Raw genomic sequence first — 11,443 nt, 5'->3', positions numbered from 1 at the left:
GGATCAGCGCACCTTCAGGGTCGCGAGACCGATCAGCACGAACACCACGGTCAGGATCCAGAAACGCACGATCACGCGCGGCTCCGGCCAGCCCTTGAGTTCGAAGTGGTGATGCAGCGGCGCCATGCGGAAGATGCGCCGCCCGGTGAGCTTGAACGAGGCGACCTGCAGCATCACCGACAGCGTCTCCAGCACGAAGATGCCGCCCATGATCAGCAGGACGATCTCCTGGCGGGTCAGGATCGCCAGCATGCCCAGGGCCGCACCCAGCGCAAGGGCCCCGACATCGCCCATGAATACCTGGGCCGGGTAGGTGTTGAACCACAGGAACCCGAGCCCGGCGCCGACCAGCGCGGCGGTGAAGATCACGACCTCGCCCACCCCGGGCACCGCCGGGATGCCGAGATAGTCGGCGAACACCGCATGACCCGCCGCGTAGGCAAACACGCCCAGGGCCCCGGCCACCAGCACCGCAGGCATGATCGCCAGGCCGTCCAGCCCGTCGGTGAGGTTCACCGCGTTCGAGGAACCGACCACGACCAGCCAGACCAGCGGGATGAACAACCAGCCCAGGCTGAACTGGATGTCCTTGAACACCGGCAGGTAGAACGTGGTCTCCACCGGGCCCTGCGCGGTGTACATGATCACGCCGGCCGCGATCAGGGCGAACAGGGTCTGCCACAGGATCTTGGCGCGCGCCGACAGCCCCTTGCTGTTGCCATAGCGCAGCTTCAGGTAGTCATCCCAGCCGCCGACCGCACCGAACGCGAGGGTCGTCAGCAGCACGAGCCAGACGAAGCGGTTGGTCAGGTCGCTCCAGAGCAGGGTGGCGATGGCCACCGCGACCAGAATCAGCGCGCCGCCCATGGTCGGGGTGCCGGCCTTGGTCAGGTGCGACTCGGGGCCGTCGTCACGGATCTGCTGGCCGACCTTGCCGACGGTGAGGCGGCGAATCATCGCCGGGCCGATCAGCAGCGCGATCGCCAGCGCCGTGACCACCCCGAGGATGGCGCGAACGGTCAGGTACTGAAAGACCGTGAAGGCGGAATAGAACTGGCTCAGGTACTCAGTCAGCGCGTAGAGCATCCGCCACCTCCGGCGCTGCCGAGGCTAGGTCCAGCCCCTCGATGATCCGTTCCATGTGCTGGCTGCGCGAGCCCTTCACCAGCACCGTCGTACCCTCGGCCAGGAGCGCCTCCAGGCGCGCCTGCAATGCGCCGTGATCGGCAAACCATTCGCCACCGTCACCGAACGCCTCGGCACTGTCGCGCGCGGCGTCGCCCAGGGCGAGGCAGTGGTCGATGCCCATGGCCCGGGCCAGCCGGCCCGTTTCGCGATGCAGTTCGCGGGTCTCCGAGCCCAGCTCGCCCATCGCACCCAGCACCAGGATGCGCCGGCCGGGCATGGCCGCCAGCACCTCCAGCCCGGCCCGCAGCGAGTCCGGGTTGGCGTTGTAGCTGTCGTCCCACAGGCGTGCGCCAGTAACATGCCACAGTTCCTGCAGGCGCCCGCGGACGGGCTTCCACTGCGCCAGGCCCTCGACGATGCGGTCGATCCCGATGCCCACCGCATTGGCCGCGGCGGCCGCGGCAACAGCGTTCGCCGCGAGATGGCGCCCGGGGCCGGCCAGGCGCAGGTCGCGCCCGGCGCCGAGGATCGCCAGCCGCAGCCGGTCCGGGGCCTGCCACATCCCCTCGACCTCGCCGCCGCCCTCCAGCGAGAAGCGCTGGCAGTGGTGGTGCTCGTTCAGGGACAGCCAGTAGTCGGCAAACGGGTCGTCCAGATTGATCACGGCGGTACCGCCCTGGGCCGGCAGACCGGAGTAGATCTCGGCCTTGGCATGCGCCACGCCCTCGAGGCTCCCGAAGCCCTCCAGATGGGCGCGCCCGGCATTGGTGATCATGGCCACCTGTGGCTCGACCCAGCGCACCATGCGGCCGATCTCGCCGGCGTGGTTGGCGCCCAGTTCGATCACCGCGTAGTCCACGTCCTGCGGCATGGCCAGCAGCGTCAGCGGCGCGCCGATCTCGTTGTTCAGATTGCCCGCGGTGGCATGCACGGACCCTGCGCCCTCGAGGATGCAGCGCAGCATCTCCTTGGTGGTGGTCTTGCCGTTCGAACCGGTCAGGGCGATCACCCGCGCCCGGCTCTGGCGGCGCCAGTGGCGGCCGAGCCGACCCAGCGCCTCGCGCGTATCGGAGACAATGACCTGCGGCTGCGGGACATCCAGGGCCCGCTCGACCAGCAGCACCGGCGCCGGCAGATCGGCGGACACCTGCGTGTGGGCATCGAAGTTGGGCCCCTTCAGCGCGATAAACAGCGCCCCGGGGCGAGGCTCGCGGGTGTCGGTGAACACACCCTCGAAGGCCACGTCGCCCGCCCCCTGCAGGCGTCCCTTCACGGCCTCGGCCAGTTCCTGGCTGGTCATGCGAATCATTCTCCCTCCTCCCTGGTCGCGCGCTGCGGGTCGCGCGTGTCCTGCGGATGCCGACGCCCCACGGCCCGCACCTGCTCGCGGTCGCTGAACGGATACCGCTGCCCGCGAATCTCCTGAGTGGTCTCGTGGCCCTTGCCGGCCACCAGCACTACATCGCCCGCACCGGCCTCGGCCAGGGCACTGGCGATCGCGGTGGCGCGGTCACCGATCTCGTGGCATTCGGCGGCCGTGGCACAGCCGGCAAGAATCTCGGCTCGGATCTCGGCCGGGTCCTCGCCGCGTGGGTTGTCATCGGTCACGAAGACCACGTCCGCGCGCTCGCAGGCCACCCGCCCCATCGCCGGGCGCTTGCCGCGGTCGCGCTCGCCACCGCACCCGAAGACCACGCTCAGGCGTCCCTCGGTGTGAGGCCGGAGGGCGCGCAGCGCGGCGTCCAGCGCCTCGGCGGTGTGGGCATAGTCGACCACCGCCAGGGCCCCGTTGGGCAGCGGGAAGCGCTCCATGCGCCCGGGCACGCCGGGCAGCCGCGCGAGGGCGGCGATGGCCTGTTCACGCTCCAGGCCCAGCGCCTGCAGCGTGGCAAGGGTCGCCAGCAGGTTGCCCACCTGGAACAGGCCGAACAGCGTGGACTGGACCGTGCGGGTCTGGCCCTCGGTCTCGAGCGTGAAGCACAGCCCGTCCGGCGTCGCCGCCACGTCGCGGGCGCGCAGGTCGGCCGGCGCCCCGGTCGCGCTGTAGGTCAGGGCGCGAACACCCGGCGGCAGTCCCCCGGCGATCCGGCGCCCGAAGGCGTCGTCGATATTCAGCACCGCCGTCTGCAGGCCGGGCCAGGCAAACAGGCGGGCCTTGGCCTCGGCATAGGCCTCCTGACTGCCGTGGAAATCGAGGTGGTCGGAACTCAGGCAGGTCAGCACGCCGACCGTGATCGGGACCCCGGCAAGGCGCCCCTGCGCCAGGCCGTGCGAGGAGGCCTCCAGCGCCACGGCCTGGCAACCGGACCCCGCCAGATCCGCCAGATGACGATGCAGATCGAGCACCCCGGGCGTGGTGTGCCCGGTCGCCTCCAGCTGCCCGGGACGCCCGACGCCGAGGGTGCCGATCAGGCCGGTGGGCCGGCCCAGGGCCTCCAGGGCCAGCGCGATCAGGTGGGTCACCGTGGTCTTGCCATCGGTGCCGGTCACCGCCACCAGGGGGGCCGCCTCCGGCCACGCCCCGAACAGGGCGCGCGCCATCTGCGGCAGCCGGTCGCGCAGACCCGGCACATGAATCAGCGGGACCTCCACGGCGGATTCCGGGGGCTCCCCCTCGTCCCAGAGGATGACCCGGGCGCCACGGGCGGCCGCATCGGCGGCATGCGCCAGGCCGTGCCCGTGGGTGCCGGCCAGGGCCACAAAGGCCGCGCCGGGGCCGACCCGGCGGCTGTCCTGGACCAGGTCGGCGACCGGCAGGGCCGCCTGTTCGGGACGCAGGGACCCGGCGGGCAGCAGATCGCCCAGCACGGGTGCAGCCGCGCCTCGGGTATCGCGGGCGGCCATCATGTGGCCCCCTCGTGTTCCGCCGCCAGGCGCATCGGGATTTCCGGCATCGCGTCCGGGCGCACATTGAACATGCGCAGGGCCGAGCCAACGACCTGCCGGAACACGGGGGCCGCGACGGCCCCGCCGTAGTAGACCCCGGCATCGGGTTCGTCGATCACCACGGCCATCACGAAGCGCGGATCAGAGGCCGGGGCCAGGCCGACAAAACTGGAGAAATAGCGGTCCTCGGTATAGCCACCCGGCCCGCTCTTGCGGCTGGTGCCGGTCTTGCCGGCCACCCGGTAGCCATCGATCGCCGCCTGGCGGGCCGTGCCCTCGGTGCCGATCACGTGCTCCATCATCGCCAGTACCTGGCGCGCGGTGCGCGGGGACATCACCCGCGCCGGTTCGCGCAGATCGTCGGCGGTGCGCACCAGCCGGACCGGCACGCGCTCGCCGTCGTTGGCGAAGGCGGTGTAGGCGGCCGCCATCTGCAGCGGCGACAGCGACAGGCCGTAGCCATAGCCGAGCGTGGCCTGCTCGACCTCGCGCCAGGTGGTGAAGTCCCGCAGGCGCCCGCGGGCCTCGCCGGGGAAATGGGTGCCCGGCGCCTGCCCGAATCCGGCCTGGTGGAGGGTCTGCCAGAAGCGATCCGCCGGGGTTTCCAGCGCCAGCTGCGTGGCCCCGACGTTGCTGGAGCGGGCAATCAGGGTGGTCAGGTCGATGGTCCCGTAATCGCGCAGGTCACGAACGGTCAGGCGCCCGACACGCATGGTACCGGGGCCGGTCTCCAGCGTGGCGTTGGCATCCACCACCCCGGCATCCAGGGCCGCCGCGACGGTGAAGGGCTTCATCACCGAGCCCGGCTCCATGGTATCGGTGATGGCGCGGTTGCGAGCGCGGTCGGAACGGATGGCACCACGGTTATTCGGATTGAAGCCGGGCTGGTTGACCAGCGCGAGCACCTCGCCGCTGCGGGCGTCCAGCATCACCGCGGAGCCGCCCCGCGCGTTGTGTTCGGCGACCGCGGCCTTCAGCTCGCGGTAGGCCAGGTACTGCAGGCGCTGATCCAGGGTCAGCGCCAGCGTATTGCCGTCCCGCGCGGGGCGAATGCTGGCGACGTCGCGGATGGTGCGGCCGTGGCGATCGCGCAGCACGCGCTTGGCTCCCGGCTGGCCCGAGAGCCACTGATCGAAGGCCAGCTCGACGCCCTCCTGGCCCTGATCGTCGATGTTGGTGTAGCCGAGTACGTGCGACGTCGCCTCGCCGTGCGGATAGTAGCGACGGAACTCGCGGGTCAGCCCCACCCCCTGCATGCGCAGCGCGGCCACGCGTTCGGCCTGTTCCGGCAGCATGTGGCGGCGCAGATAGACGAACTCGCGCGAGGACCGGCTCTCGATCCGCTCCGCCAGCCAGCCGAGCTCCACCTCCAGCGCCGCCGCCAGATCCGACCAGCGATCGCGCTGTTCCATCAGGTCCTGCGGATTGGCCCAGGCGGTCTGCACCGGGGCCGAGATCGCCAGCGGTTCGCCATGGCGATCGGTGATCATGCCGCGATGGGCGGACTCGGTCAGGGTGCGCACCTGGCGCTGTTCGCCCTGCGAGGTCAGGAAGTCCCGCTCCAGCACCTGCAGGTCGACGGCGCGCAACAGCAGCGCGATGCCCGCCAGCGCGAACACGCCGATCACGACCTTCAGGCGACCGCCGCTGATCTGCCGCTTCAGCGCGCCCACGCATCACCCCCGATCACCACGATGCGGTCGGAATCCGGCTGGATCATGTCCAGCTGCCGGCGCGCCTGTTCCTCGACCCGGCCCTGGGTCGCCCAGGTCGACTGCTCGATCTGCAACTGCGTCCATTCCAGATTCAGGACATCGCGCTGGGCGAGCGCCTGCTGCTGGTCGACGAAGGCCTGGCGGGCCTCGTGCTTCGCCGCGACGACCCCGATCGCCGAGGCAAACACGCCGGTCGCCAGCGCCACTGCCAGAAGTCCGCGCACGACCATCAGAGTCGCTCCCCGACACGCAGCACGGCCGAGCGCGAGCGCGGATTGATGCGCTGTTCCTCGCGATCGGCGTGCACCGGCTTCCCGACCGGCCGCAGCTTGCGCTCCGGCTCCTCCGGCATCACCGGCAGGCCCTTCGGTAGCCGCACGTCGGACACCGGCTTGCGCAGGGCCTGCTTCACCATGCGGTCTTCCAGCGAATGAAAGCTGATGACCACCAGCCGCGCGCCGGGCGGCAGGACGTCCGGGATCGTGGCCAACCACTGCTCCAGTTCGGCCAGCTCCCGGTTCACAAAGATGCGCAGGGCCTGGAAGGTGCGGGTCGCCGGGTGCTTGCCCGGCTCGCGCTTCGGCACGGCCCGGCGCACGATCTCGGCCAGCGCGGCGGTGCGGGTGATCGGCGCCTCGGCCCGCGCGGCCACGATGGCGCGGGCGATACGCCGCGAGTGGCGCTCCTCGCCATAGTGGTAGATCACATCGGCGATCTCGCCCTCGTCGGCGCGCGCCAGCCAGTCCGCGGCGCTCTCGCCACTGGCGGGGTCCATGCGCATATCCAGCGGACCATCATGCTGAAAGCTGAAGCCGCGCTCGGGCGTATCGAGCTGCGGCGACGACACGCCCAGATCCAGGAACACCCCGTCCGGACCGCGTTCGGGAAAGCGCCGGCGCAACGTGTCCGCCATGGTCGAGAACGGCCCGGCCTCGAAGGCGAAGCGGGGGTCGTCGGCCAGCGCCTCGGCGGACGCCGCGGCTTCCGGGTCGCGGTCCATGGCCAGCAGCCGGCCCTCCGGCCCCAGCCGCGCCAGGATGGCCCGGCTATGGCCACCGCGGCCGAAGGTGCCATCGACATAGAAGCCGTCAGCTCGCACGGCCAGGCCCTCCAGCACCGCGTCGCGCAGCACCGGAATATGGGAGACGGATTCCATGCCCGTCACAACGCGATGGACTCGAGCGCTTCGTCATCCACGTCACCCCCCAGCACCTGGGCGCAGGTCTCCTCCCAGGTGGCCTCGTCCCAGATCTCGAACTTCTTGCCCTGCCCCAGCAGCACGACCCGCTTTTCCAGGCCGGCGTACTGACGCAGGGGCGTGGGCAGCAGCAACCGGCCGCTGCCATCCAGCTCGCATTCGGTGGCGTGACCCACCAGCAGGCGCTGCAGGTTGCGCACCTTGGGATTCATGTTGGGGCGGGACATCAGGTTCTGCTCGATGCGCTCCCATTCCGGAAACGGGTAGAGGAGGAGGCAACGGGAGGGATCAACGGTAATCACCAGCTGGCTGTTGCAGCTCGCAGCGAGGTCGTCGCGATACCGCGCCGGCATGGCCAGGCGGCCCTTCGCATCCAGATTGAGCTGGCTGACGCCTCGAAACATGGCTGGTAGCGGTGGTTACCCACCTTTCCCCACTTTGACCCACTTTTCGACACTATAGGTACGGGCATCCTCCAGAGTCAAGAAAATCGACCCCGAAAAACAAAAAATAAGCGTTGAATCACAGAGACTTAGCGCGACCGACGCGAGGGCGCCGAAAGGGCCGGAGGAAGGGTATTAAAAGCCGCGCCTTGAGGGCCACACTTAAGAAACTACTTCACGAGTTTTCGGCAGCAACCGCCGACATGGCGACACACCGGCCCGCGGATGGGGCCGCAAAGGTGGGAAAAAGTGGGAGCCGGCCATAAGCCGGGTTCTGTCGTGGACAGTCATTCATCTGGGACGTCCGTCACCGGACGCCTCGTGCAGCCTACCCGGGTGCGATGCGGGCCACACCATGCACCCCTATTTGGCCTTGCTCCGGACGGGGTTTACCCTGCCACGAACTGTTACCAGTCGCGCGGTGCGCTCTTACCGCACCATTTCACCCTTACCTGTGCCCGAAGGCCATCGGCGGTGTATTTTCTGCGGCACTTTCCGTCGGCTCGCGCCGCCCAGGTGTTACCTGGCGTCCTGCCCTGCGGAGCCCGGACTTTCCTCCACATCCGAGGATGCAGCGACTGCCCGGCCGACTCCCGCGCTCCTTGTACGCCGCCCCGCCCCGGAACGCAAGGCTTTTCAGGGGCCTGGCCGCCGACGCCCCCCTTTTGTTCACCACGAAGCACACGAAGGCACGAAGAAGGGCAAGGTCAAAAGCAATGACAGGAAGGCTGGAAGGATAGAAGGGCGTTACTGCTGGCAGGATTGGCCGGACACTCATTGCTACACCGTCCGAGCCCAGTGGGTTCAACCCGCATTCATTCCTTCAAACCTTCGCGACTTCCTGTGAAGCGCCCTTGACCTTGCCCTTCTTCGTGCCTTCGTGTGCTTCGTGGTGAAAACCAAGCCTTAGCTTTGGGCGTCCTTGAGGGCCAGGGCGCGGGCGTAGACGCGGTTGCGTGGCAGGTCGGTCGCATCGGAGAGCAGGCGCGCGGCACGCTTGAGGGGGAGCTCCTGCAGCAGCGCGGTGAGCAGGCGCTCGTGTTCGGCCGCCAGCGGCTCGTCGGCCTCGCCGCCGGTTTCCGGGGCCGGCGCCGCCCCCAGGATCAGGACAAACTCGCCGCGGGTGCGGTTGGCATCCGCATCCAGCCAGGCCGGGAGGTCCGCAGCGACGCCCCGGTAGTGCTCCTCGAACTGCTTGGTCAGCTCGCGCGCCAGGAATACCTCGCGCTCGGGCGCCAGTCCGGCAAGGTCCCCGGCCGCAGCCCGGATACGATGAGACGACTCGAATACGATCGTGGTAACCGGCTGGGCCAGCAGCACCTCCAGCTGCCGCCGACGCGCCCCGGCCGCGTGCGGCAGAAAGCCCTCGAAACAGAAGCGGTCGGATGGCAACCCCGCCACGGCCAGCGCCGCCAGCGGGGCGCTGGGGCCCGGAACGGCCCGCACCGGCGCGCCCACCTCCCGCGCCGCGCGCACCAGACGGAAGCCGGGATCGGACACCAGCGGCGTGCCCGCATCCGAGACCAGGGCCACCGACTCCCCCGCCTGCAATGCCTCGAGCAGCGCCGGGATTCGCTCGGCCTCGTTGTGCTCGTGCAGGCTGACCAGCGGCGTATGCACACCCAGGTGGGCCAGCAGTCCGGCGCTGTGTCGCGTATCCTCCGCGGCAATCCGCTGCACCCGGGCCAGGATCTCGCCCGCACGCGGGCTCATGTCGCCGAGATTACCAATCGGCGTGGCCACTACCCACAACGTGCCCCAGTTCGTTGACACGGCCTGATGCGCTTTCAATACTGACTCCTCATTCGCCAGGGAAACCTCGTGACCACCATCGTGCCCCGACCCCTTCATCGCGCCGGACACGCCCGGCCCCTGTCCCGCCTTGCTCTGTTGCTACTGGCCGCGGCCATTGTGGTCGGGTGCGCCACGCCGCGCCCGGACCCGGAGCCGGCCCCGGAACCCGAACCCCGCGCGGACCTGGCTGAACTCCCGCCGGAGGTCCGCGCCAGCCTGCTGCTGAGCGAAGCGCGTTCGCGCCCGGAACCCGAGACGGTCCGGGGTGCGATCGAAGCCGTCCTGGCACTGGACCCGGCGACGCCGGATCAGCTGGAGCGGGCCGACACCCTCTGGGCCGAGCTGCCCGACGCCGAACGGGACTCCCAGGCCGGCCGCCTGCTGGGCGCGCGCCTGGCGGCGGCCCAGCGTGACTGGGACCTGGCCCGCGAGCGTCTCGGGGCGGACGATCCGGACGATCCGACGCGTTCACCGGAGGTCTATCGTGAAGGCCTGTCGCTCCACGCCCGGCTGCTGGAACACGAAGGCCAATGGTATCAGGCCCTGGACGCCCGCCTGCGCCTGGACGGGCTCCTGATCATGGAGCCGGATCTGCACAGCGAGAACCAGCAGCGCCTGTGGGGTCTGCTCGCGGCCCTGCGCCCGGCCCAGCGCGAACGAGTGATCGGCAACCACCCGCCGGATGGCGATGCCTGGGTCAGCCTGTTCCGGTTGCTGCGCGGCGCCGACACGCAGGACGCAGCACGCCAGGCCGCTGGCCAGTGGCGGGAACGCCATCCCTCGCACCCGGCCAACAGCCTGCTGCCGGAGCTGCTGGCGTCCCATCCCCTGACGCCGGACGCACCGGGCGACACTCTGGTGCTCCTGCCCCTGTCGGGCGATCTCGGCGAACTCGGCAATGCGGTCCTGGACGGCATCACCCGCGCCTACTACGCAGAGGGGGCCAGCAACGGGCGCCTGATCGTGCGCGACACTCGCGGGGAGCCGGATGCCGCGGCCGCGCTCTACCGTCGCGGCGTAGAATCGGGCGTCGCGCGCATCATCGGCCCACTGCGGCGCGAATCGGTTCAGCAGGTCGCAACCAGCGATCAGGCCGTTCCATCCGTGCTGCTGAACCGGGCCGGCACCATTGTCCACGAAGCGATGACCACGCTGGCCCTGAACCCGGAAGAGGACGCCCGGGCGGTGGCCGATCGCGCCGCGCGCGCCGGCTGGCTGCACCCGCTGGTGATCCTGCCGGAGGGGGCCTTCGGCGATCGCGTGGCGAGCGCCTACCAGGCGACGCTCGCCGAGGACGACCGACGCCCACGCGACGTGATCCGGGTCCAGCCCACTGCGGGCGAACTGAACGCCACCATTGGCAATGCCCTGGGGATCCCGCAAAGCGAATCCCGCATTCGCGAGGTGGCGCGCCGGACCGGACTGGAACTGGAGGCGGACCCGCAGGTACGTGCCGATGTGGACCATCTGTTCATCGCCGGGTCGGCCCCGCAGGTGCGGCGTATCGTGCCGCACGTGCACTTTCACCGCGCGAGCCACCTGCCGATGATGGCGACCGCCCATGTCTATTCGGGCCGTCCGGATGCCAATCGCGATGCCGACTTGAACGGAATCGTGTTTCCCGACGCGCCGCGCCTGTTCGACCGAGTCCACCCGCTTGACGAAGAGGCAGACGCCGGCGACGAGGCACTGCCTCGCTTTGTCGCCCTGGGGATGGACGCGCTGCGCCTGAGCCTGCGCCAGGAAGCGGTGCGCAGCGCCCCGCATCACCAGCTGGTCGGCGCCACCGGGACCTGGGGCCTGAACCCGTTCAATCATGAATGGGTGCGGGAGCCGGCCTGGGCGCGCTTCGAGCGCGGCGAACCCCGGCGCATCGACCTCCCCGCCGGAGGCTCCTGAGTGTTTCGCCCGGGCGTCTCGGGACAGGCCGCCGAGGACCGGGCCGCCGCCTACCTCGAGACCCGCGGCCTGGAGATCCGGGCGCGCAACGTCCGCCGTCCGTATGGCGAGCTCGACCTCGTCGCCCAGGAGGGCGACACGCTGGTGCTGGTGGAGGTACGCAAGCGCAGCCACCCGGGATTCGGCGGCGGCGCGGAGAGCATCGACCGACGCAAGCAGGCGCGCCTGCTCCGGGTCGCCGAGGCCTATTTGCAGGAGCATGCCTGGAACGGGCCGGTGCGTTTCGATGTCATGACCCTGGATGGCCGCGACCGGATCGAGTGGCTGCAGGACGCCATCCAGGCACCCACCGATTAAACCGGCTCCCTTGAATCCAAAGC

10 protein-coding genes and 1 other RNA gene are annotated in these 11,443 nt (G+C 70.0%); 2 read left to right on the top strand and 9 right to left on the bottom strand.

Going from position 1 to position 11,443, the window contains the following annotated elements; translation table 11 throughout:
• Window positions 1-3: 3 nt before the first annotated feature.
• The 9 genes from mraY to rsmI all read right to left on the bottom strand — a co-directional run bounded on the left by mraY (window position 4) and on the right by rsmI (window position 9,113).
• Entirely contained in the window at window positions 4-1,086 is a 1,083-nt protein-coding gene (mraY, locus tag F614_RS0109190; protein ID WP_018881643.1) for a phospho-N-acetylmuramoyl-pentapeptide-transferase, read from the bottom strand.
• Window positions 1,067-2,437, bottom strand: coding sequence for a UDP-N-acetylmuramoyl-tripeptide--D-alanyl-D-alanine ligase (gene murF / locus F614_RS0109185; RefSeq protein ID WP_019558755.1), 1,371 nt, complete (start codon window positions 2,435-2,437; stop codon window positions 1,067-1,069). Before murF ends, mraY begins: the two co-directional genes overlap by 20 nt.
• Complete coding sequence (locus F614_RS0109180) at window positions 2,434-3,975, bottom strand: UDP-N-acetylmuramoyl-L-alanyl-D-glutamate--2,6-diaminopimelate ligase (RefSeq protein WP_019558754.1); 1,542 nt, start codon at window positions 3,973-3,975, stop codon at window positions 2,434-2,436. The genes murF and F614_RS0109180 overlap by 4 nt, the downstream gene beginning before the upstream one ends.
• Entirely contained in the window at window positions 3,972-5,687 is a 1,716-nt protein-coding gene (locus tag F614_RS0109175) for a penicillin-binding protein 2 (protein WP_019558753.1), read from the bottom strand. Before F614_RS0109175 ends, F614_RS0109180 begins: the two co-directional genes overlap by 4 nt.
• Window positions 5,675-5,959: a cell division protein FtsL gene (gene ftsL / locus F614_RS0109170; RefSeq protein WP_018879987.1), complete on the bottom strand. Its 285-nt coding sequence runs from the start codon at window positions 5,957-5,959 to the stop codon at window positions 5,675-5,677. The genes F614_RS0109175 and ftsL overlap by 13 nt, the downstream gene beginning before the upstream one ends.
• On the bottom strand, window positions 5,959-6,885 hold the full coding sequence (gene rsmH / locus F614_RS0109165) for a 16S rRNA (cytosine(1402)-N(4))-methyltransferase RsmH (RefSeq protein WP_018879988.1): 927 nt from the start codon (window positions 6,883-6,885) through the stop codon (window positions 5,959-5,961). Before rsmH ends, ftsL begins: the two co-directional genes overlap by 1 nt.
• Before the next feature lie 5 nt (window positions 6,886-6,890).
• The gene (gene mraZ / locus F614_RS0109160; RefSeq protein WP_017942776.1) at window positions 6,891-7,331 is read right to left on the bottom strand and encodes a division/cell wall cluster transcriptional repressor MraZ; all 441 of its coding nucleotides are present in this window, start codon (window positions 7,329-7,331) and stop codon (window positions 6,891-6,893) included.
• Between the two features lie 287 nt (window positions 7,332-7,618).
• Window positions 7,619-7,964, bottom strand: an RNA gene (rnpB, locus tag F614_RS14095) — RNase P RNA component class A.
• A gap of 312 nt (window positions 7,965-8,276) precedes the next feature.
• Entirely contained in the window at window positions 8,277-9,113 is an 837-nt protein-coding gene (rsmI, locus tag F614_RS0109155; protein ID WP_018876483.1) for a 16S rRNA (cytidine(1402)-2'-O)-methyltransferase, read from the bottom strand.
• A gap of 78 nt (window positions 9,114-9,191) precedes the next feature.
• On the opposite strand from rsmI, the gene F614_RS0109150 reads away from it, so the two are divergent.
• Window positions 9,192-11,063 carry a penicillin-binding protein activator gene (locus tag F614_RS0109150; protein ID WP_038037331.1) on the top strand — a complete coding sequence of 624 codons (1,872 nt, stop codon included), beginning with the start codon at window positions 9,192-9,194 and terminating at the stop codon, window positions 11,061-11,063.
• A complete protein-coding gene (locus F614_RS0109145; RefSeq protein ID WP_018878160.1) occupies window positions 11,064-11,420 on the top strand; it encodes a YraN family protein in 357 nt (118 codons plus the stop codon). It begins immediately after the preceding gene.
• Window positions 11,421-11,443: the final 23 nt, after the last annotated feature.

Source organism: Thioalkalivibrio sp. ALE12 (assembly GCF_000381105.1).
Classification (GTDB): domain Bacteria; phylum Pseudomonadota; class Gammaproteobacteria; order Ectothiorhodospirales; family Ectothiorhodospiraceae; genus Thioalkalivibrio.
Note: the sequence above shows the minus strand (reverse complement) of the source record. Positions and strands in the feature narration are given on the sequence as shown.